The 20,819-nt window shown below is 70.1% G+C and carries 19 protein-coding genes; 6 read left to right on the top strand and 13 right to left on the bottom strand.

The window, feature by feature from the left end; translation table 11 throughout:
• Positions 1-241: 241 nt before the first annotated feature.
• Positions 242-622, top strand: a complete 381-nt coding sequence (locus K8625_RS00470) for a type II secretion system protein GspG (RefSeq protein ID WP_223751381.1) — start codon at positions 242-244, stop codon at positions 620-622.
• 79 nt (positions 623-701) lie between these two features.
• Here the strand turns inward: K8625_RS00470 and K8625_RS00465 are convergent, their stop codons facing one another.
• Complete coding sequence (locus tag K8625_RS00465) at positions 702-1,238, bottom strand: carboxymuconolactone decarboxylase family protein (RefSeq protein ID WP_223751380.1); 537 nt, start codon at positions 1,236-1,238, stop codon at positions 702-704.
• Positions 1,239-1,353: 115 nt separating this feature from the next.
• Between K8625_RS00465 and K8625_RS00460 the strand changes: the two genes are divergently transcribed.
• A complete protein-coding gene (locus tag K8625_RS00460; protein WP_223751379.1) occupies positions 1,354-1,926 on the top strand; it encodes a MarR family winged helix-turn-helix transcriptional regulator in 573 nt (190 codons plus the stop codon).
• 260 nt (positions 1,927-2,186) lie between these two features.
• Complete coding sequence (locus K8625_RS00455; protein ID WP_223751378.1) at positions 2,187-2,711, top strand: hypothetical protein; 525 nt, start codon at positions 2,187-2,189, stop codon at positions 2,709-2,711.
• 81 nt (positions 2,712-2,792) lie between these two features.
• Here K8625_RS00455 and K8625_RS00450 read toward each other — a convergent pair whose 3' ends face one another.
• From K8625_RS00450 to K8625_RS00435, 4 genes are all read right to left on the bottom strand, one after another.
• Positions 2,793-6,353 carry an endopeptidase gene (locus K8625_RS00450; RefSeq protein ID WP_223781533.1) on the bottom strand — a complete coding sequence of 1,187 codons (3,561 nt, stop codon included), beginning with the start codon at positions 6,351-6,353 and terminating at the stop codon, positions 2,793-2,795.
• Between the two features lie 246 nt (positions 6,354-6,599).
• Positions 6,600-7,199 (bottom strand): TetR/AcrR family transcriptional regulator, encoded by a 600-nt coding sequence (locus K8625_RS00445; RefSeq protein ID WP_223781532.1) that lies wholly within the window; start codon positions 7,197-7,199, stop codon positions 6,600-6,602.
• 20 nt (positions 7,200-7,219) lie between these two features.
• Positions 7,220-7,789, bottom strand: a complete 570-nt coding sequence (locus K8625_RS00440; RefSeq protein ID WP_223781531.1) for an imm11 family protein — start codon at positions 7,787-7,789, stop codon at positions 7,220-7,222.
• 37 nt (positions 7,790-7,826) lie between these two features.
• Positions 7,827-8,246, bottom strand: a complete 420-nt coding sequence (locus tag K8625_RS00435) for a DUF4345 domain-containing protein (RefSeq protein ID WP_223781530.1) — start codon at positions 8,244-8,246, stop codon at positions 7,827-7,829.
• A 62-nt stretch (positions 8,247-8,308) separates the two neighbouring features.
• On the opposite strand from K8625_RS00435, the gene K8625_RS00430 reads away from it, so the two are divergent.
• From K8625_RS00430 to ileS, 3 genes are all read left to right on the top strand, one after another.
• Entirely contained in the window at positions 8,309-8,911 is a 603-nt protein-coding gene (locus tag K8625_RS00430) for a TetR/AcrR family transcriptional regulator (RefSeq protein ID WP_223781529.1), read from the top strand.
• Between the two features lie 103 nt (positions 8,912-9,014).
• Entirely contained in the window at positions 9,015-9,557 is a 543-nt protein-coding gene (locus K8625_RS00425) for a hypothetical protein (RefSeq protein ID WP_223751372.1), read from the top strand.
• A gap of 61 nt (positions 9,558-9,618) precedes the next feature.
• A complete protein-coding gene (gene ileS, locus K8625_RS00420) occupies positions 9,619-13,365 on the top strand; it encodes an isoleucine--tRNA ligase (protein ID WP_223781528.1) in 3,747 nt (1,248 codons plus the stop codon).
• Positions 13,366-13,628: 263 nt separating this feature from the next.
• Here ileS and K8625_RS00415 read toward each other — a convergent pair whose 3' ends face one another.
• From K8625_RS00415 to K8625_RS00380, 8 genes are read right to left on the bottom strand one after another with little or no spacing between them, the layout of a single operon-like run.
• Complete coding sequence (locus tag K8625_RS00415) at positions 13,629-15,368, bottom strand: complex I subunit 5 family protein (RefSeq protein WP_223781527.1); 1,740 nt, start codon at positions 15,366-15,368, stop codon at positions 13,629-13,631.
• Positions 15,365-16,852, bottom strand: coding sequence for a proton-conducting transporter membrane subunit (locus K8625_RS00410; protein ID WP_223781526.1), 1,488 nt, complete (start codon positions 16,850-16,852; stop codon positions 15,365-15,367). Before K8625_RS00410 ends, K8625_RS00415 begins: the two co-directional genes overlap by 4 nt.
• Entirely contained in the window at positions 16,849-18,276 is a 1,428-nt protein-coding gene (locus K8625_RS00405; RefSeq protein WP_223751368.1) for a complex I subunit 5 family protein, read from the bottom strand. The genes K8625_RS00410 and K8625_RS00405 overlap by 4 nt, the downstream gene beginning before the upstream one ends.
• Positions 18,273-18,602, bottom strand: a complete 330-nt coding sequence (locus K8625_RS00400; protein ID WP_223751367.1) for a cation:proton antiporter subunit C — start codon at positions 18,600-18,602, stop codon at positions 18,273-18,275. Before K8625_RS00400 ends, K8625_RS00405 begins: the two co-directional genes overlap by 4 nt.
• Positions 18,599-19,531, bottom strand: coding sequence for a hydrogen gas-evolving membrane-bound hydrogenase subunit E (gene mbhE, locus K8625_RS00395; RefSeq protein ID WP_223751366.1), 933 nt, complete (start codon positions 19,529-19,531; stop codon positions 18,599-18,601). The genes K8625_RS00400 and mbhE overlap by 4 nt, the downstream gene beginning before the upstream one ends.
• A complete protein-coding gene (gene mnhG, locus K8625_RS00390) occupies positions 19,528-19,839 on the bottom strand; it encodes a monovalent cation/H(+) antiporter subunit G (protein WP_223751365.1) in 312 nt (103 codons plus the stop codon). The genes mbhE and mnhG overlap by 4 nt, the downstream gene beginning before the upstream one ends.
• A complete protein-coding gene (locus K8625_RS00385; protein ID WP_223751364.1) occupies positions 19,836-20,132 on the bottom strand; it encodes a monovalent cation/H+ antiporter complex subunit F in 297 nt (98 codons plus the stop codon). The genes mnhG and K8625_RS00385 overlap by 4 nt, the downstream gene beginning before the upstream one ends.
• Complete coding sequence (locus K8625_RS00380) at positions 20,125-20,697, bottom strand: Na+/H+ antiporter subunit E (protein ID WP_194869425.1); 573 nt, start codon at positions 20,695-20,697, stop codon at positions 20,125-20,127. The genes K8625_RS00385 and K8625_RS00380 overlap by 8 nt, the downstream gene beginning before the upstream one ends.
• Positions 20,698-20,819 lie beyond the last annotated feature (122 nt).

Raw genomic sequence — 20,819 nt, 5'->3', positions numbered from 1 at the left:
GACGCCGCGAGGGACTCGGGGCCGCGTGGTGCCTCCATCGGCGAGCACCTGCCTGCCAATACGGCGCGCTCCCGGGGCACCACCCTGACGGGATGACGCGCCTGGAGTCAGGAGCAGACCTTGGCGCACGAGGAGGCCATGCGGGCATGGGGTTTGAAATGCCACCGCGCCCATGAATGACACCGACGCCCCACCGCCCCTCCCGGACTCCCGCCCGCGCCCACGAAAGGTGTGGCCCTGGGTGGTGGCGCTCAGCCTGCTGTCCTGCTGTGGCTTCAATGTGTTCGCGGTCATCCTCCCCAATTACAAGGCGGCGCAGCTGGACCGGGCCCAGTACGACCTGAAGAACCTCCGGCGCATGCTGGTCGGCTACCGGATGAAGACAGGGCGATACCCGACGCGAGAAGAAGGACTCCAGGCCCTGGTGACGAGCGGGCTCATCATCGGGGCCGTGCCGCTCGACCCCTGGGAGCGGCCCTATGGCTACTCGGTCGAGGCAGACGCCGTGGAGGTGTGGAGCCTGGGCCCGGACGGCCGTCGCGGCTGCGAGTGCGATGACCTCGTGGATGGGTATCCCGAGGGCCGACGTCCACCGTGCGCGGCGCCGCCGCACGCGCGATGACGACTATCGCGCGGGGCCGGGCGGGGACCTCCCGCTCGGCCTCACACGGTGCGAACACGCCACGGACCTCCGCGAGGACTCAAGCGACGCGAGGGAAGTCCACCTCGGTGCCCGCCACGACGTTGAGGTAGTTGGTGAGCACGTTCTGCGCGACGGCGGCCACCACCTCCACCAGCTCCGCGTCGCTCAGCCCCACCTTGCGCGCCTGCGCCAGCTGCGGGCCCACGTCCGCCGCCCGCGTCCGGGCGATGGCCACGGCCAGGTCCAGGATGGCCTGCTCGCGCGGGTCCGCCGAGCGCCCCGAGCGGAACCCCGTGAGCTCATCCGCCTTCACCCCCTGCCCCTTCGCCAGCGCCGTGTGCGCGGAGAGGCAGTAGGTGCAGCGGTTCAGCTCCGCCACCGCGATGGCGATGGCCTCCTGCGTGCGCGCGGACAGCTTCGCGCCGCCCATGGCGTTGAAGTAGCCCGCCACGGCCTCCAGCGCCGCGGGCGAGTGCGCAAAGGTGGAGAACATCTTCGGCACACCCCCGAACTTCGTCTTCAGGGCGGCGAGCGTGGGCTCGGAGGCCGCGGGCGTGTTCGAGGGGCCAACAGGGGCAATCAGGGGCGTCGTCATGGGGTGCTCCCAGGGACTGCGGGTGGTTCAGCGGGTCGATTGGTATCGACTCGACACTAAATGCGCCCGTCCCCTTCGCTTGTCAACTCAGTATCGACACGATACCTTTTGACCCATGGCCGGCGACCGCCTCTACGCGCTGCTCGAGCGACTCGGGAACCTGCTCCGAACGGAGGAGCGGGCGGCGGGGCTGCCCCATGGGTTGCAGCCGGTGCACCTGCAGGCGCTGCGCTACCTGCAGGCGTGCAATCGCTACAGCAACACCCCCGCGGCGCTGACGGAGTACCTGGGGCTCACCAAGGGCACCGTGTCCCAGACGCTGCTGCTGCTGGAGGAGAAGGGGCTGCTCCGAAAGGAGGCGGACACGGAGGACCGGCGCGTCGTCCACCTGCTGCTGACGGACGAGGGCCGCGCCGTGCTGAGGGCGGCCCTGCCACCGGAGCTCTTCAAACGGGCCCTGGCGCGGCTGCCCGGCGATGGCGAGGGACTCGAGGAGGCGCTCACCGGACTCTTGAGCGCGCTGCAGGCGGCGAACGCCCAGCGCAGCTTCGGCGCCTGCGCCACCTGCAAGCACTTCCAGCGCGAAGGCTCGGGGCGCTTCCGCTGCGGACTGACGCGCGAGCCGCTGTCTCGCGAGGACAGCCAGTTGTTGTGTCGGGAGCATGAAGCCCTGCCCGTGCCTCACTGACACGAGGCTCAGTGCGTGCGCCCGGCTGCGATTCCATCCGGTGGAACGGCTCCCGGACACCCTTCCCACCGAGGGCTTCGACTTCACCGTCGCCCCAGCGCCGCACGGAGCGTGCTGAAGACGCGAGACGCCCCGTGGGAGGCAGATGGTTGCCGGATGAGTGGCATCCAGACACCTCCTTGAACCTGTCTCCTCGGAGGAGGTCTCATTGCATCAGGGCACGCGGTGGTGATTCACGGCCCCAACGGAGGAGGCATCGGATGCGGAAGGCGACGTTCGCGAGATTGGGAGCCATCGGCACCGTGGTGATGCTGTCGACGGGGTGCGGCTTCGAGAAGAGCGTTTACGACATCGAGCTGAACGAGGCCGAGCTGAGCGCCGTGCCCTACGTCTGCGACAACGGCCGGAAGGGCTTCTCGGCTGCCTGGGAGGTCTCTACGAAGCAGCGATGGACCATCACCGCGGGAGAGCATGGCGACACGCGCATCGAGGTCCCTGGCTACTTCCGGACCCAGCTCCACAAGGTCCCCCTGGATGAGACGCCCTTCATCGTCAACGGAACCTCGGTCGAACGAGGCCCGTTCCAGTTCGTGGGCCTCGAGACCTTCATCGAGGACGACACCGGCAGTGGGACGGTGGTGCAGCGCTTCGTCATCGAAAGCGATTCGCTCGAGGCAGACCGCGTCGAGGGATTCATCGACCTCAGGACCCAGCTCATGGATGCCAACTTCGACACGCCCACGTGCAACTACGTGGTGAGCTTCACCGGCCGCCGCGTGGACTGAGTCTCGCGATACTCCACCAAGAGGCGCGCCTGGCGCACCGCCAGCCCCTGACACGAGCGGGCTGGCGGCGCCGGAGCAAGCTCAGCGAGTCACCTTCGCGCGGCCCTGCACGGCCTGGGGCCGGGTGGGGCTGGACGCGACGGCGGCGGAGACTCCGAACACGACGTCGTCGTTGTCATCGTAGAAGCCGAAGGTGCAGCTCAGCTGCGGGCTGGACGCTTCCACGAACTGGGCCCTCAGGACGTGCTGACCCACGCTGCTGCCCGCGGTGAAGGTGTGGCTGAAGGTCTTCGCCCCGCTGCCCGTGCACTGCAGGCCGGTGACGAGCGTGGACCAGAGCGGGAAGCCGGACACGGGGGCGTAGTAGAGGTTGAGCTTGTCCGTGGCGTCGTAGCACCACACCGTCACGTCCACCTTGACCTGCTTGCCCGGGGTAATCGGCCCGCCGTCCACGCTGCGCAGCACGACACGGTCGATGCTCTCGTCCAGGTGGTAGAAGCCGAACGGACCATCCGGGCAGCCATCCAGCGTGTTGGGCTCGTTCGGCTCCGCCGCCAGGAACTGGCTGCCACGGCTGTTGACCAGCGTGCCGGTGTCGCAACCGCAGCCGTTGCCGCAGACGGGCGTGCCGAGCGTGGCGTCATACGTGGCCACGGGCGGCGTGGTGCACGTGCCGCCTCCGCCCGTCTGGGTGGTGAAGCTGAAGCCCGCGCTGTAGTTGCCGGCGCCGCACGCATCCACCGCGCGCGCCCGCCAGAAATACTGCGTGCCCGCCGTCAGCGCGGACGTCACGCTCCAGGTGCTGGTGGGGAGCGTCGAGGCCGAGCGGACCACGCTGGAGAAGCCCGCGTCGGTGGCCACCTGCACCTCGTACGACGTCGCGCCCGTCACATCCCCCCAGTCGAGCACGGGGGACAGCGCGACGCCCGTCGCGCCATTGGACGGCGTGGCGAGCACCGGGGCCGCCGCGGGCTGACAGGTGGTGTCCGCGGTGGTGAAGCGGAAGGCCGCGCTGTAGTTGCCGGCGCCGCAGCCGCTCACCGCTCGCACGCGCCAGAAGTACTGCGTATTGGCCGTCAGCGCGGGCGTCACGCTCCAGGTGCTGTTGGAGAGCGCCGTCGCCGAGCGCACCACGGTGCCGAAGGCCGCGTCGGTGGCCACCTGCACCTCGTACGACGTCGCGCCCGCCACGTCCGCCCAGTCGAGCACGGGCGACAGCGCCACATTGGCCGCCCCATCCGCCGGGGTGGAGAGGGTGGCGACACCCGGGGGCGTGCACGGACCGCCGGCCGTCGCGCAGGTGCACGCGGCGGCGGGGCCGTAGCAGGCGCTGGAGCTGGCCGGCACGACGGAGTAGCAGTACTGCCGGCCATTGGCGACCTCACCATCCGTGTACGTGGTGCCGGTGACGGTGGCGACGCGCACCTTGCCGAAGTCACAGCCCGCGTAGCCCTCCGTCTTCATCACCCAGTACTCGCTGGCGCCGGGCACGCTGTTCCAGCCGAGCGCCACCTGGCCGTCGCTCGGCGTGGCGGTGGCGGTGGGCGCCGTCTTCGGGCCCGTGGCGCAGCCGGAGTTGGCGGGCGCGGGCGTGGAGCAGGCGATGCCGTGGCGGTTGAACGCCGCGTGGATGGCCGTCATGTGCGGCGTGCCGTCGTTGAGGTTGCCGTTGTCGTCGTCCGCGGCCAGCCACTGCATGTAGCCGTGGCTCGCGCCGCAGCCATCGGACGTGCCCGCCGAGCAGTTGCAGGCGTGCCACGAGCCCACGTTGCCGCTGCCCTGGTAGAAGACCTTGTTGCCGATGATGAACGCCGTGTTGGAGTCGTAGTTGAACGGCGCGGCCTGCAAGTCACGAGCGACCAGGTCCCACGCGGCCTGACGCACGGGCGCCGCGGCGCAGTGCACCTGACGGCCGCAGGGGCCGGTGCCGGAGGAGCAGCGCGAGCACACGAAGTTCTGCGGCGTGGCCGGCGTCTGGTTCGCGTGCGCCAGGTAGTCCGCGTCGCGCACGCCGGAGCAGCGGGTGTTGCACCACGTCCCGCCCGCCTGCGCCTCGTTCTGGTTGTAGCCCGTGCCGTCCGGCGTCATGCCGCAGCCCAGGTTCGTCGTGGCGAAGAAGCCATAGCCCACGCACGAGGCCTGCAACCGGTAGATGGACGCGATGTCCGCGTACGCCTCGCTGGAGTTGCTCAGCGCGCCGCCGGAGTCGAAGTCATCCATGCCGTGGCCCCACTCGTGGTCGAACACGGCCGCGATTTCGCCCGTGTTCCGGCAACCACCGCCGCTGCGGTAGAAGTTGACGGTGGAGCCGTTCCAGAAGGCGTTGCACGTGCTGTTGATGTTCACGTTGGCGGTGAGCTGGTTCTGCAGCCACGTGTTGTTGGGCAGCCAGCCGCGGCCCAGCTCGGCGATGCGGTTGAGCTCGTAGAAGGCGGAGCGGGAGGCCGGCGTGTTGCCCGCGCCACCGCCGCCCGTGGTGCAGTCGTGCTGGTTGTTGGCGCCGCCCAGGTTGAGGTTGCCGGTGGCCGAGCTGGTGCTGGGCGAGCCGCACGTGTCGCTCACTCGCACGTAGCGGCCGGCCAGCGTGGTGGTGACGTTGCCGGAGGAGTAGTTGAAGACGCCGGCGCCGTCGGTGAAGTTGTTGGGCGAGGCCAGGCCCGTGTTCGCCCAGGGCATGGGCGTGTCCAGCTGCATGGTGCCGCAGGTGGTGTTGTCGGGGCAGATGCCGGTGCTGCTCAACGGATAGATGCCGCCCTTGATGGTGGCGTCCAGGTAGTGGTTGTCGTCCTCGAGCGCGAGCACCTCGCCGGAGTGCGCGTCCACCGTCACCTTCCAGCGCTCCACCTCACCGGGGTTCTGGAAGCCATACGTCCAGACGAGCTGGTGACGGTAGCCCTCGCCGAAGGCCGCGTCGGCGCGCGCCAGGGGGGCGAGCTCCAACGTGGGCTCCTGCCACAGCGTGCTCGGTGTCTCCAGGAGGCCAAAGCGCTCACCGCCGAGCGTCAGGGCCTGCTCGGGGCTCAGCGTGGGCTTCGTGGCCGCGGTGACGTTGCTCCACGCCTCCGTCCCCAGGAGCACCATGTTGCCGTGGCTGAGCGTGGCGACGAGCTTGCCGTGGCGCACGGGGATGCCGTCGACCTCCTGCGGGATGAGCACGTGCCACAGCACGTCGGTGACTTGCTTCACGCGGGGCTGGCCCAGCTGGCGCAGGTCCACGCCGAGCGCGGCCTCGTTGTCGCTCAGGAACTTGAAGAGTGCATCGGCGACGACGGCCTCGTCGACCTCGCCGGTGGAGCGGCCCAGCTGCTGCTGGAGCGAGCCGAGCGTCACGGTGTTGCCCACGCCCTTGCCGGGGATGAGGGGGATGGCGCCCTGGATGGCGGAGGGCATGCCCGTCAGCGGGTCCAGGTACACGTGGAAGTCGCGCCCGTTGCGGGCGAAGAAGTCGTCCCACGCGCCGGGCGCCGCGCCCTTCAGCTTCGAGCGGGCTTCATCCAGGGACACGTTGGAGACGGGCAGGTACAGCTCCGGCTTGAAGAACGCCTGGCTCGCCAACGGGCTCGGTTGTGAGGGCTGGAGTGCCCACGCCAGCGCGCTGCAACACAGCACGAGACAGGCGACCCACTTCGACGATTGACGCATGCGGTCCTCCCGCGAAACGCGAAAGACAGACACTCCCCCCTGGGAGCACGCGTCCAGTCGAGCCCGCATCTGCGGGGCGTGAAAATCGCTACTTTCAGGAACTGTCGGACTTGCGGAAACCCCTCTGGGGACGCGGAGCTGGACAGCCCACGAGTGAACACTCACAGAGACTTCGAGTCTCACGCGTTCAAGACGGCGGGAAAGCAGCCGTTGCACTGGAGTTGACGCTTCGCGCCGGGGTGGGGCTCAGGCTGGGAAGAGCAGCCGTGTGTATTGCTTCACCCAGGCGCGGCGGGTGTCGAGGGTGCGGAAGTCGAGCAGGAGGACCTGGTCGAACACGCGGGGGAGCATGGACACGAGGAGGATGGAGGACCAGACCTGGGTGAGCGCGAGTCGCCGGCGCGCTTCCTTCAGGTGGGGTGTGGCGGGGGCGAGCTTTCGGGACAGCGCTTCGAGGAAGGTGTTGAGGCGTTGGACAGCGGCGCCGTCGTAGCGTTGGTGCACGAGCGCGTCGTGCAGGTGGGCGTGGGCGATGCGGGGGTAGCGGCCGACGTTGCCGACGACGTCCTCGAGGAGGGTCTCGAAGGCCTCGCGGACGGAGAGGCCCTCGTCGAGGAGCCTGTCGAAGTCGAGGAGGACGTGGGTGAAGGCCTGGTCCAGGGTGGAGTCCAGGGCCTGGGTGATGAGCTTCTCCTTGCTGCGGAAGTAGTAGCTGATGGCGGCGCTGTTCACCTGCGCCTCGCGGGCAATCTCGCGGATGCCGGTGGCATCCAGCCCGTCGCGCTCGATGCAGATGATGGTCGCCCGGAGGATGCGCTCCCGGGCGTCCTGTTCCTTCGTTCCCATGCGCCACCATACGGTGGACCTCAGACCTCGGTGAAGCGCATCCCCGTGACACCGAGCGCTTCCAGTTCGAGCTTGAGGTCCTCGGAGATGATGAGCGCCACGGACCAGCCCCCCGTCCGGAAGAGCTTCGCGTCACCCACCTTCGACGGGTCGATTCTCAGCCCGTCCACGTCCCGGTACTGGCCCACCTTCTCGGGCCGTCCGTCCTCGGCTGTCCACCGCTCCACTTCTCGGGACGCCGCGTCGTCGATGCATTCGATGAGCCTCGTCGCCACGAGGATGCTGTACTGCTCGGGATGCCCGGGAATCTCCACGGGGATGACCTGCACGTCCTCGGGTGCCAGCTCCGTGAGCAGCGTCGCCACTCGGACGTGGACGACCGGTGTCGAGATCCCCGCGAGGGTGAAATCGAAGACCCTGCCCGGGACGTCCACGGGAATCCTCAATCGACCCGGGTTCTCGATGCGACGCCCCTTCTTGAACAGCCAGGGGTCCTCGACCTCGCGGCCACTCATGTCCGTGGGGATTCCGAGAGAACATCGCCCAGGGAGCGACATGTCGGGAGCAAGCTCGAAGAACCGTTTCGTCATGGGCTTTGAGCAGAAGGCTGCAAGTACGTAGCACCCATCAAGTCCCCGGGAGCGCCTCCGCGCGCCCCAGCGGCTGCGCGCTCTTCGACCACAGCACCGCGCAGAGCGCGCCAATCACCAGCTCCGCCACCATCGCCGCGACCAGCTCCGGCGCGGGCGTGCCGTCCACGGCCAGGCTCAGCAGCCGCGACATGCCGTAAGACAGGTACAGCGTCGTCGACACCGCCAGCGACGTGAACGTCAGCCGGCTCCAGATTCCGCCGGCCATGATGAGCAGCCCACACGCCAGCAATGCCCCTCCTGGCGCGCGCACCTCGCTCAACAGACTCACCTGCCCCCCATGGTCGATTCCACTCCACCCGTGGAACGCCTGCGGCGTGAACAACAACGCCGCGCCAATCGCCCCCCCGATTGCGCCCACGACCAGCAACACCGCCTTCGTCATCCGGTTTCGCATCGCCGCCCCTCGCTTGACACCGTGTCAATTGACTCCGCGAGAGATATTCGCGACTTTACATCATGTCAAGTGAACCGCCGGAGACCCGGACCCGCATCCTCGCGGCCGCGCTGCACCTGTTGGAGACACGCCAGGGGCAGGCCGTCCGGATGAGCGACATCGCGAAGAAGGCCGGGGTCAGCCGTCAGGCCGTCTACCTGCACTTCAGCACCCGGGCCGCCCTGCTCATCGCCACCACGCTCTACCTGGACGAGCTCAAGGACGTGCGCACGCGCCTGGTCCCCAGCCGCACCGCGAAGAGCGGCGCGGAGCGCCTGGACGCATACGTCGGCGCCTGGGCCGACTACATCCCCGAGATTCGCGGCGTGGCCAAGGCGCTGATGGCCATGGCCGACACCGACGAAGAGGCCGCCGAGGCCTGGAAGAAGCGCATGGAGGACATGCGCGAAGGCTGCGCCGCCGCCATCGAGGCCCTGCGCACCGACCACACCCTCTCCCCCGACTACACACCGCGCGAGGCCACCGACCTGCTCTGGACGCTCCTGTCCGTGCGCAACTGGGAGCACCTCACCCTGGAGCGCGGATACTCCCAGCCTCGCTACAAGGACCTGCTGCTGCGCACCGCGCGCCGGCTCTTCGTCCGCGCCCCGCGCTCGACTTCATGAGCGTGCGCCAGCCGCTGCGCACCGTGCAGTCCCCTGCACACGTCCCACCCCCTGCCTCCGCTGCAACTTCCTCCAGGTCCGTGCGTTGCAACTCCAGCACGCCATGAACCCACGCCTCCTCTGCGCCCTCCTCGTCCTCCTCCCCTTCGCGTCGCAGGCCCAGGTCTCCTTCCCCAAGAACGAGACCTGGCTCACCGTCGGCCCCCTCGTCAGCATCGACGACCTCACGGGCAAGCCCCGCTACGGGCTGGGGCTGGAGTCCACCCTCAACTGGGTCCATGAAGTCCAGAGCCTGGGCGCCTTCGCCCAGGCCCAGTGGATGACCCAGGGGGAGGCCCGCCTCGCCGGCGGCATCCAGGGCACCCTGCTCTTCGCGGGCCTGGAGCTGGGCGCCTACCACCTCACCGGAACCGAGGACCACCTGCCCACCACGGGCCTGCAGCTCACCCCCTTCCTCACGGGCATCTACGGCTCGCTGGGCGTGCGCATCAGCCTGCCCCTGAGCGACAAGGGCGGCGCGCTCGGCCCGGACGGCGTCCCCGGCCGCGTCCGACAGGGCCGCGAGGTGGGACTCGTCCTGACAGGCAAGCTCCCCTTCCTCCTGGGCGGCACGAGCACCTACGAGCCGTCCTATCCCTGGAACTAGGAGCGCATCCCTCCTCGGGCCCCCTTCCCTCCCTCGCTCCGGGTGCTATCAAGCACCCACCATGCCTGAGTCAGCGCCCCCCGCCCTGTTCGACGCCGTACCCGCGGAGATGGACTTCCCGGCCGAGGAACGCCGCATCCTCGCCTTCTGGAAGGACCGTCGCATCTTCGAGCGCTCGCTCGAGGCGCGCGAAGGGGCCAAGAGCTTCGTCTTCTACGAGGGCCCGCCCACCGCCAACGGTCTGCCCCACAACGGCCACGTCCTCACCCGCGTCATCAAGGATTTGTTCCCCCGCTACCAGACGATGCGCGGCCACTACGTGCCTCGCAAGGCGGGCTGGGACACCCACGGCCTGCCCGTGGAGGTGGAGGTGGAGAAGGAGCTGCGCATCCACGGCAAGGCGGAAATCGAGCGCTATGGCGTGGAGCCCTTCACCGAGCGCTGCATCGAGTCCGTCTTCCGCTACACCTCCGAGTGGGAGCGGCTCACCGAGCGCATCGGCTTCTGGGTGGACCTGAACCAGGCCTATGTCACCTACCACCGCCCCTTCGTGGAGAGCGTCTGGTGGGCGCTGGCGGAGCTGCACCAGAAGGGCCTGTTGTACCAGGGCCACAAGGTGGTCTGGTGGTGGCCGCAGGGCGGCACCGCGCTGAGCTCGGCCGAGGTGGGCCTGGGCTACAAGACGGTGGACGACCCGAGCGTCTACGTCGCCTTCCCGCTGCGCGACGCGCCGGACACCTCGCTGCTCGTCTGGACGACCACGCCCTGGACGCTGCCGTCCAACATGTACGCGGCCGTCAACGCGGGCGTCGACTACGTCACCGTGGACGCGGGCGACCGCAAGCTCATCGTCGCCGCCGCGCTGCGCGAGGAGCTGGCCAAGAAGCTCAAGAAGGACCTGCCTGTCCTCGACACGCAGCCGGGCCGCGCGCTGGTGGGCCAGCGCTACCTGCCGCCCTTCGACGTGTACTTCTCCAAGGAGGGGGACACGCGGCTGGCGCTGCGAGACGGCGGCGACGACGTGCGCGCCTGGCGCGTGCTGGCCGCCGACTTCGTCACGCTGTCGAGCGGCACGGGCATCGTCCACATCGCCCCGGCCTTCGGCGAGGACGACTACGACGCCTTCCGCAAGGACCGCGAGCGCTTCGCCCAGCCGCACGCGATGGAGCTGTTCTGCGCGGTGAAGCCGGACGGCACCTTCTCCGAGGACGTGCCGCTCGTCACCGGCAAGTTCGTGAAGGACGCGGACAAGGACATCCAGCGCAACCTCAAGGAGCGGGGCCTGTTGCTCGTCACCGAGCAGTACAAGCACGAGTACCCGTTCTGCTGGCGCGCGGATGACGACCCGCTCATCCAGTTCGCCCGCCCCGCCTGGTACATCCGCACCACGGCGGTGAAGGACCGCGCCATCGCCAACAACCGCGCCGTCAACTGGGTGCCCGAGCACATCAAGGAAGGCCGCTTCGGCGACTTCCTGGCCAACAACGTCGACTGGGCCCTGTCGCGCGAGCGCTACTGGGGCACGCCGCTGCCTTTGTGGGTCCACTCGGAGACGGGCGAGGTGGAGGCGGTGCCCTCGCTCGAGGCGCTGCGCCAGAAGCCCGGCAGCAACCTGGGCGCCGTGGAGTCGGAGCTCGCCGCGTTCCTCAAGGGCAAGCCGCACGAGGCCAACGCGCGCCACCTCATCGTCCACAAGCCCTGGATTGACAAGGTGACGTACGAGAAGCCGGGCACCCCGGGCCGCTTCGTGCGCGTGCCCGAGGTGGTGGACGTGTGGTTCGACTCGGGCTGCATGCCCTTCGCGCAGTGGGGCTTCCCGCATGCGGAGGGCTCGCACGCCATCTTCAACCGCGCCTTCCCGGCGGACTTCATCTCCGAGGCCATCGACCAGACGCGCGGGTGGTTCTACTCCCTGCTCATGGTGAGCACGCTGGTCTTCGACGAGGAGACGCAGGCGCGCCTGGGCCTCGTGCCCCAGCGGGAGTGGCCGCACCCGTACAAGAGCTGCATCGTGCTGGGCCACGTCTCCGACAAGGAGGGCCGCAAGGAGTCCAAGTCCAAGGGCAACTACACGCCGCCCGAAATCATCCTCGACGAAGTGCGCATGGACTTCGCGGTGCTCACCGCCGCCGAGGCGGGCATGCCGGGTGAGCCGGGCGTGGCGCTCATCGCGCGCGAGGACCTGGAGGGCCTGGACCTGGTGGAGGGCGCCAAGGTGCAGGTGTTCCGCCCGGACCGGCCGGACGTCTTTGTCACCGTGACGGTGAAGGCGCACAAGAAGCTCAAGCGCCGCGTGGTGCTGCTCGGGCCCGCGGAGCACGAGAAGCTGGGCGTGGCGCCGTCCGCCAAGGGCGCGGGCGTGATGCCGGTGGAGGTGCCGAGGCTCGCGGCCTCCGAGCGCGTCACCGTGAAGGACCCCAACGCCAAGGCCCCCGGCGCGGACGCGTTCCGCTGGTTCTTCTACGCGGCGAGCCCCACGTGGTCCAACACGCGCCACTCGCTGGCGAACGTGCGGCTGTTGCAGAAGGACTTTCAAATCAAGCTGCGCAACGTCTACTCGTTCTTCACCATCTACTCGAACATCGACGGCTTCAACCCGGCGAAGGGCAACCCGGACGCCAAGGCGGCGCCGTGGGAGGCGGTGAAGCAGAGCCAGGGCTGGCGCGAGGTGAAGCAGCGCCCGCTCCTGGACCGGTGGATCCTCTCCGAGGTGCAGCTGGCGCTGCGCGACGTGGAGAAGGCGCTGGACACCTATCAGGTGTACGACGCGGCCCAGCGGCTGGTGGCGCTGGTGGACGGCCTGTCCAACTGGTTCCTGCGCCGCAGCCGGGACCGGTACTGGACGGCCGGCCTGGAGCAGGACAAGCAGGACGCTTACTTCACGCTGTACGAGGCGCTGACCACCATCGCCGCCATCTCCGCGCCGTTCATCCCGTTCTTCGCCGACGAGATGTGGGGCAACCTGGTGCGCAAGCCCTGGCCCGCGACGCAGCCGGAGAGCGTGCACCTGGCGGACTTCCCCAAGGCGGACGCGAGCCTCATCGACGCGGAGCTGGCCGCGGACATGGCGGCGGTGCGCGAGCTGGTGTCGCCGGGCCTCAAGGTGCGCACGGACAACAAGCTCAAGGTGCGCCAGCCGCTGGCGCGCGCGGACATCATCCTCGCGCGCAAGGAGCTGACGGAGCGGCTGGCCGCGTACAAGGACTTGCTCGCGGACGAGCTGAACGTGCACGAGGTGCGCTTCGTGGAGCCGGGCAGCCCGGACGCGGACGTGGTGCGCTTCCGGGTGCGGCCGAACCTGCGCGCGGTGGGCGGGCGGCTCGGGCCCAAGCTGGCGCCGGTGCGCAAGGCGTTCGACACGGGCGACGGGCGCGCGCTGCACCGCGAGCTGCTCCAGACGGGGCAGGTGGCGCTGGAGCTGGGCGGCGAGAAGCTGGTGTTCACCGGCGAGGAGCTGGAGACGCTCGTGGAGGCCAACCCCGGCTTCGCGGCGGCGGGCACCGGCGCGGGCGTGGTGGTGCTCCACACGCAGCTCACCGAGGCGCTCATCGACGAGGGGCTCGTGCGCGAGCTGCTCGCGCGGGTGCAGGGGGCTCGCAAGGATTTGGAGCTGGGCTACACGGACACCATCCAGCTCTGGGTGGACGGTGATGCGCGCGTGAAGCGCGTGACGGACGAGGGCCGCGCGTTGATTGCGCGGGAGACGCTCGCCTCCGCCATCCACGTGGGGCCCGAGGGCTTCACCGGGCAGGAGGAGGAGGTCAGCCTCAACGGCCTGCCGGCCCGCCTGCGCGTCCAGCGCGGCTGAGCCTCACCGGCCCGCGTGCTCGACACGCGGGCCGCGCCCCGGGGTGCGCTATTTCGCGCGAGCGCGCGGGCGCCAGGCACGCCCCGGGCCCACCCTCACGAAGCTCGCGGGTTCAGCGACACCAGGCCCTGGCGCGATGGCAGGAGCAACATCCGCGCGAAGCGCGCATGGCTCCGCCGGCCCCTCATCTCGGCGCGAGAGCAAGGTCGACACCGGCGCGAAGCCCTTGTGAACCGGCGACGTGCTCGCGAACCCGCGCAGCCTCAGCGCACCAGCAGGAACAGGAAGACGCCCAGGAACACCAGCAGCAGGAAGCCCACGTGGCTCAGCCGGCTCAGCCCCTCCTCCCCGCGCCCCACCGCGCGGAGGAAGTGGTCCCGCATCCGCTCGAACCCGCGCAGCGTGCGCACCGTCAACTCACTCGGCTTCGAGTCCTCGCGCTCCGCCCCTCGCGTCAAGAGTCGCCACCCGGGGAGCACCCGCCGCGACAAGGGCCACAGCACGTCCCCCGCCGGTATCTCCGGCACGCTCCGGCCCATGCGCCACGCCACGACGCTCACGGCCACACCCAGCGCCACGGGCCAGGCCGCGGACAGCAGATTCTTCGGCTCCAGGAGCTTGGGCAGGAACTCCGAGCCCACCGGCGGCCCTACCAGCAGCACCGTGTCCACGACGAGCAGCAGCACCCATGACAACCACATCCCTCCGGTGGCGCGAGTCCCCTGCTCGGGCGCATCGGGGAGCACCGTCACCAGGAAGCGCGCCATGATGAGCGTGCTGCCCACCGCCGCCAGCGACAACAGCGTCGGCACCACCTCCGGCGCGTGCGCCACCGCCTCCGCCGACTTCAACGACAACTTCGCCAACGCCCCGCTCGTCAGCGGCGCTCCGGCGATCTCCAGCCCGGCCCACACCAGCCCCACCCACACCACCACCGCGCGCCAGCCCCGGCGCCCCGTCTCGTGCACCAGCCCGGCGCCCAGGAACAACAACCCCTTCGCCAGGGAGTGGTGCGTCGCATACACGAGCACCGCGCCCACCAACACCGGCGCCGCCTCCGGTGCGCCCAACGCGAGCCCCACCGCGAGCGTCAAGAACCCCATCTGGCTGATGCTCGAATAGGCGAGCACCGTCTTCGCCTCCCTCTGCGTCAGCCCCACCAGCACGCCGTAGAAGCTCGCCGCCAGGCCCAGGACCACGAGCACCTGCCCCACCTGGGGCACGCTCGCCTCGCCCAGCGGCAGGAAGCGCAGCCAGCCCAGCACGCCCACCTTGATGATGGTGCCGCTGAGCACCGCGCTGCCCGGCGCGGGCGCCACCGGATGCGCCAGGGGCAGCCACATGTGCAAGAGCAGCACGCCCACCTTCACGCCGAAGCCCGCGAGAATCAGGACGCAGATGAGCGCGCGCTCGGGCGACTGCGCCACCACGCGCGGCACCTCGTCGAACGTCAGGTTGATGCGCGTGCCCGCGATGAGGAAGAAGGCCGCGAGCAGCAGCACCTCGCCCACCAACGCCATGATGATGTACACGCGCCCCGCCCGCGCCGCGCGCTCGTCCCGCGAATGGACCACGAGCCCATACGCGCAGAAGGTCATCATCGCGAAGAACAGGTAGAAGCTCGCCATGTCCCGCGCGAGCACCGCGCCCACGTTCCCCACCAGCGTCGCCAGGTAGAAGCCCCAGAACGAGGCCTTCCGCCCGTCCTCGCGCAGATACCCTCGCGCGAAGAGCCCGGAGAACAGCCACAACACGCCGGTGAAGAGCAGGTACGTCCGCGTCACCTCGTCCGGCGCGTACAGCCGCATGCCCAACAGCACGTGCGGCCAATACACCGTCGCCCCGGCGCTCAAGCCCAGCACCACCGTCGGCAGCGCCGCCCACGGCGCCAGCAGGACGCCCCCCTTGCGCGTCGCCGGCAGCAGCACCGCCACCGTGAGCAAGAGCGGCACGCCCAACGTCGCCATGACCAGCAGCGAGGGCACCTCCTCCCAGCCGCTCATGGCCGGAACTCCCGGTCCGTGATGAGCCGCGTCCAGCCCAGGGGACTGAGCTCCGCGCCCGCGAACAGCCCGGCGGCCACCGACAGCACCGCCGTCACCACCGTCGGGAACAGCAGCGCCCAGCCAATCTCCCACCCGTGGGGACGCGGGCTCGGCGTCCAGTCCTCACGCGGCGCCTGGAACCACGCCGAGTAGACGATGGGCAGGAAGTAGCCCGCGTTGAGCAGGCTGCTCAAGAGCAGCACCACCACCAGCCACGACTCGTCCGCCTCCAGCGCGCCGATGCCCAGGTACCACTTGGTGATGAAGCCCGCGACGGGCGGAATCCCAATCATCCCCAGCGCAGCGATGGTGAAGGCCGCCGTCGTCAGCGGCATCCGCCGCCCCACCCCACGCAGCTCCTTCACCCGGTGCAGGTGCAGCTCCTCCGCGTAGTTCCCCGCGCAGAAGAACAGGGTGATTTTCATCACCCCCTGATGCACCAGGTGCACCAGCCCTCCAATCGTCGACACCGTGCCGAAGATGGAGATGCCCGCCACGATGTACGCCACCTGGCTCACCGTCGAGTAGGCCAGCCGCTTCTTCAAGTCCCCCTGCTGGAGCGCCTTCAGCGAACCGTAGAGGATGGTGATGGCCGCGACGACGGCCAACGGACGGGTCACCCCCAGGTCGTGCACCAGGTAGACGCCATACACGTCGTAGATGACGCGGGTGATGCCGAACGCCCCCGCCTTCACCACCGCGACAGCGTGGAGCAGCGCGCTCACCGGGGCGGGCGCCACCATCGCCACCGGCAGCCAGCCATGGAACGGCACCAGCGCCGCCTTCACCGCGAGCCCGCCGATGAGCAGCGCGAAGGCCACCGTCAATTCCGCGCGGTGGCCCGCCACGGCCGACAGCGCCCCCCGCTCGGTGAACTCCACCGAGCCCGCCAGCGTGTAGAGCAGCACCACGCCCGCCAGGAGCAGCGTGGCGCCGCTGAGCGTGTAGCGCAGGTACACGTTGCCCGCGCGCAGCGCCTCCTTCGTCCCGCGGTGGATGACCAGCGGATACGTGGACAGCGTGAGCATCTCGTAGAAGAGGAAGAACGTCAGGAGGTTGCCCGCCAGGGCGATGCCCATGGTCGAGGCGACGCACAGCGAGAAGAAGCCGAAGAAGCGGCTGCGGTGCCCGGTGCCCTCCAGGTAGCCCACCGCGTAGATGGTGGTCACGAACCACAGCACCGCGGACAGCGTGATGAAGAGCAGGCTGAACGAGTCCGCCCTGAGCACCAGGTCCGCGTTGGGGAAGAAGGTCACGCGCGACTCGTACTGACGCCCCTGGAACACGCCCCAGGCCATGGCCGCCGTGAGCAGCAGCTTCGTCGCCGCGGCCGTCAGGTTGAGCACCGTGCGCGTGCGCCGCGCCTCCTCGGAGAGCAGGAAGATGATGAGCCCCGGCAACAGCGAGCTCAAGAGCACGCACATGGGCAGCCAGGTGTTCATCGCGCCGCCCCCACCGCCAGCAGCCCCAACGGGAACCAGGGCACCAGCCCCAGCACCAGCGCGATGAGCGCCAGCGCGAACGGCGCCAGCTCGTTGCCCAGCGGGATGGCGCGCACCGTGACGCCCTCGGGCAGCGGCAGGAACGAGCCCCGGAGGATGCGGAAGACGTACGCCGCCGCCTGGAGGCTGCCCACCAGCAGCACCACGCCCCACCACCACTGGCCCGTGGAGATGGACGCGTTGAGCAGCAGCCACTTCGCGATGAAGCCCCCGCTCGGGGGAATGCCAATCAGGCTGATGCCTCCCAGGCCGAGCGCCAGGAAGGTGAACGGCATCCGCCCCGCCAGGCCCTGCACCCCGCCCAGCGTGGTGATGCCCACCGCCTGGTGGATGTTGCCCACCGCCACGAACATGGAGGCCTTGGCCGCCGCGTGCGAGACGACCAGGTAGATGGCCCCGGCCCTCGCGTCCTCCGTCGCCATGGGGAAGACCAGGAACAGGTAGCCGATCTGCGCGACGCTCGAGTACGCGACCACGCGCTTGAGCTGCGACTGGAGCAGCGCCAGCAACGAGCCCCAGATGACGGCGGCCGCGCCCAACAGCCCGAGCAGCTGCGCCACCTGGGCGTCCATCACCGGCGCGAAGACCTCCATCCACAGCCGGAACAGCACGTAGTAGGAGCCCTTGGAGATGAGCGCGGACAACAGCGCCGTCACCGGCGTGGGCGCGCCCGCGTACGTCGGCGGCAGCCACACGTGCAGCGGGAACAGCGGCGTCTTGAGGCACAGCCCCACCGTGACCAGCGCCGCCGCCACCCACGTCACCGGCCCGGGCTGGACGCGCTCGGCGAGCAGCCCCACGTCCAGCGCCGCATAGGCCCCGTACAACAGCGCGATGCCCAGCAGGTAGCAGAGCGAGCCCGGCAGCGCGAAGAGCAGGTAGCGCAGCCCTCCGTCCAGCCCCGGCGAATCCCGCCGCACCGCGATGAGCGCCACGGCGCCCAGCGTGGTCAGCTCCAGCGTGACGTAGAGGTTGAAGGCGTCCGCCGACAGCACCAGCGCGTTGAGCGCGCACCAGACCAGCAGCCACAGCGGCAGGAACTCCCGGTCCTCCCGGTCCGGCAGGTGGTCCAGCGCGTGGACGCTGGTGAGCGAGCCCACCAGGGCGATGGTGAGCAGCATCAGCACGGCGAGCCCGTCCGCCCGCCACTCGATGCCCAGCGGCACGCCCCAGCCGCCGATGCTCTGGCGCAGCACACCCCGGTGCGCCACCTCCCACGCCAGCACGGCGGACGCGCTGAGCGTGGCCACCGACGTCACGCCCGAGATGAGGCGCACCGCGGGCCGTCCCACCAGCAGCGCCAGCACCGCGCCCAGCAGAGGGATGACGACGGGCCACGCCATCAAGGCCGAGGCTCCCGTCATGAGAGCTCCCCATCGGAGACGGGCTCCCGCTCCGGGGTGTGGGACTGCTCGGCCTGCAGCCGCGCCATGCGCCGCGCCAGCGCCACCGCGAGCGCCGTGGCGCTCACCGACACCACGATGCCCGTGAGCACCAGCGCGTGCGGCACCGGGTCCGGCACGCCCGTGGGCACCCGCCGCGCGAGCGCCACCAGCACCAGCAGCACGCCGGAGCCCGCGATGTTCGCCGCGAGGATGCGCTTCACCACGTGCTGATGGGAGAAGAGCCCCACCAACCCCACGCTGAACATCGCCACGCCCGAAAGCGCATAGACGGCCCACGGGCTCACGGCGTCTCCTCCGGCAGCGCCCGGGGCGGCCGCGTCCCGGGGAAGAACATCAACAGCACCATGGCGATGGAGACCGTCAGCGCCGCCTCCACGACGAAGATGAGCGTGCCCGCGTACTTCTGGGGGTACTCGAGCAGCCGCCCTCCGGAGACGAGCGGCGCCACCGCCACCAGGATGAACATCAACGGCCCGGTGAGCAGCGCCCAGCGCACCCGCGGGGACGACATGCGCGGCGTGCCCATGCGCGCGGTGAGGATGGCCACCACCCCGCCGCCCGCGAGGATGGCGCCCGCCTGGAAGGCTCCGCCCGGACCGTGGTCGCCCACCCAGACCAGGTAGCCCGCCACCAGCAGCAGCGCGGGCGTCATCATCCGGAACAGCTCCCCCGTCAGCGGGTCCTCCATCGCCTCCTTGTCCGGCCGCTCGCTGCGCGGGTTCACCGCGCGCGCGCCCAGCGCGGCCACCAGCAGCACCGCGATTTCCAGCAGCGTGTCGTAGCCCCGGAAGTTCAAGAGCACCGCGGTGACGGGGTGCTCCACGCCGCTGTCCCCCTGGCGCGCGGCGATGAGCGGCCCCAGGCCCCGGCTGTCGGCGGGCAGCGCAAGCACCGCCCAGCCCAGCGGCGCCGCCAGCGCCACCGTGCACAACAGCGCCCAGGGCCTGCGCCGCGCGCGGGCGCGCACGTCCGAGGAGTCCTCCTCCGTCCAGCTCAGCGTGTGCATCAGCAGCGCGCCCGTCAGGCCCGTGCCCACCGCGGCCTCCACCAGCGCGATGTCCGGAGCGTCCAGCCGCGCCCAGCCCAGCGCGGAGAACAGGCCGAAGGCCACGAAGAGCACCACCGCCTGCGACAGCGCCTCCGTCCTCAGCACCAGCCAGGCCAGGAGGGGCAGACAGATGGCGAGGCTCGCGTCGAGCAGCCCGTCCATCATGACTCCCGCCGTCCAGTCCAGGCGGGCGTGCCCCGCCGCAGCGCCGCGCGGGCGATGAGCTGACACGTGAAGGCGCTGGCGACGAGGACGAACAGCCAGACCAGGAACAGCTTGAGCGCCGTGGCCCACGAGCCCGACTGGAGCGCCAGGCCCACCACCACCAGGCCCAGCCCCAGGTTGTCCACCTTGGTGAGCGCGTGCAGCCGGCAGTACACGTCCGGGAAGCGCAGCACGCCCACCGTGCCCGCCAGACAGAAGCCCGCGCCCGCGAGCATGAACGCCGAAGAGACACCGTCGAGGAGGGTCATCGGCGCGGCTCCTCGCCGCGAGCGCGCGCGTCCTCCGCGTCGCTGCCCACCGCGAAGCGCACGAAGGCCACCACCGTGACGGGCGCGAGCAACGCGAAGATGAGGGCCACGTCCCGCAGGGGAGCGCTCCCCTCGTTCCCGGCGAGCAGCACCAGCACGCCCACGCCCGTGGTGCCGAAAAGCTGCGCCACGATGAAGCGGTCCGTCAGCGTGGGCCCACGAACGACGCGCACCATGCCGGCCAGGATGTTCAGGAGCAGGAAGAGGGCCAGGCCCGTGCGCAACTCATGCATGGGCGCCCTCCCGCGGCGGAGCGGACGCGTCCAGGCCGAACAGGCGGCGCACGCGGCGCTCCAGGTCCTCCAGCTCCTCATGGATGCCCTGCCCCCGGTCCACGAGCGCGTGCACCACCAGCTCCTCGCCCTCCACGTCCGCGTTCAGCGTGCCGGGCATCAGGCTGAGGGTGATGCGGAACAGCGTCTGGGGCGCGCCCTCGGGCAGGCGCATCGGGTAGCGGACGAAGACGGGGGAGATGGGCAGGCTGGGCGAGAGGGCTCGCTTCGCCACGTCGAAGCCGCCGTGCACCGAGCCCTTCAGGAAGAAGAGCGCGAAGCCCGCCACGCCCAGGAGCGTCCACGCGTGGCGACGCGGCGGACTCAACACGAAGCTCACCCCGGACACGACGCCCACCACCACCAGGCCGAACGTCAGGCTGCTCGGGTCGCCGTCACACAGCGCCCACCACGTCAGCGCCAGGAAGACCACGCGCGCCACCGCGCTCTTCCAGGCCCCCACGTCCAGCCGAGGCGTCCGACTCCGGCCCTCCTCCGCGCTCGCGCGCGCGTCTCCAGTATCCACGGGGTCCACGCGTCGGACCCTAGGCCAGCCACCCCGCACGCGGCGGACGGAGTCCCTCGTCACGTTCGTCATCGGACGCTTGGTGGACGCAGTGGCGCATAACCGACGAAGCCCGGAGGCTC

The sequence above is a fragment of the Myxococcus sp. AS-1-15 genome, from assembly GCF_020037055.1.
GTDB lineage: Bacteria > Myxococcota > Myxococcia > Myxococcales > Myxococcaceae > Myxococcus > Myxococcus fulvus.
This window is presented reverse-complemented; position numbering and strand designations above follow the sequence as displayed.

Bases quoted from the DNA above. Each gene is read 5' to 3' on its own strand.
- K8625_RS00465 (WP_223751380.1), bottom strand. From the start codon at position 1,238: ATGACGACGCCCCTGATTGCCCCTGTTGGCCCCTCGAACACGCCCGCG.
- K8625_RS00460 (WP_223751379.1), top strand. From the start codon at position 1,354: ATGGCCGGCGACCGCCTCTACGCGCTGCTCGAGCGACTCGGGAACCTG.
- K8625_RS00455 (WP_223751378.1), top strand. From the start codon at position 2,187: ATGCGGAAGGCGACGTTCGCGAGATTGGGAGCCATCGGCACCGTGGTG.
- K8625_RS00450 (WP_223781533.1), bottom strand. From the start codon at position 6,353: ATGCGTCAATCGTCGAAGTGGGTCGCCTGTCTCGTGCTGTGTTGCAGC.
- K8625_RS00445 (WP_223781532.1), bottom strand. From the start codon at position 7,199: ATGGGAACGAAGGAACAGGACGCCCGGGAGCGCATCCTCCGGGCGACC.
- K8625_RS00440 (WP_223781531.1), bottom strand. From the start codon at position 7,789: ATGACGAAACGGTTCTTCGAGCTTGCTCCCGACATGTCGCTCCCTGGG.
- K8625_RS00435 (WP_223781530.1), bottom strand. From the start codon at position 8,246: ATGCGAAACCGGATGACGAAGGCGGTGTTGCTGGTCGTGGGCGCAATC.
- K8625_RS00430 (WP_223781529.1), top strand. From the start codon at position 8,309: ATGTCAAGTGAACCGCCGGAGACCCGGACCCGCATCCTCGCGGCCGCG.
- K8625_RS00425 (WP_223751372.1), top strand. From the start codon at position 9,015: ATGAACCCACGCCTCCTCTGCGCCCTCCTCGTCCTCCTCCCCTTCGCG.
- ileS (WP_223781528.1), top strand. From the start codon at position 9,619: ATGCCTGAGTCAGCGCCCCCCGCCCTGTTCGACGCCGTACCCGCGGAG.
- K8625_RS00415 (WP_223781527.1), bottom strand. From the start codon at position 15,368: ATGAGCGGCTGGGAGGAGGTGCCCTCGCTGCTGGTCATGGCGACGTTG.
- K8625_RS00410 (WP_223781526.1), bottom strand. From the start codon at position 16,852: ATGAACACCTGGCTGCCCATGTGCGTGCTCTTGAGCTCGCTGTTGCCG.
- K8625_RS00405 (WP_223751368.1), bottom strand. From the start codon at position 18,276: ATGACGGGAGCCTCGGCCTTGATGGCGTGGCCCGTCGTCATCCCTCTG.
- mbhE (WP_223751366.1), bottom strand. From the start codon at position 19,531: ATGATGGACGGGCTGCTCGACGCGAGCCTCGCCATCTGTCTGCCCCTC.
- mnhG (WP_223751365.1), bottom strand. From the start codon at position 19,839: ATGACCCTCCTCGACGGTGTCTCTTCGGCGTTCATGCTCGCGGGCGCG.
- K8625_RS00385 (WP_223751364.1), bottom strand. From the start codon at position 20,132: ATGCATGAGTTGCGCACGGGCCTGGCCCTCTTCCTGCTCCTGAACATC.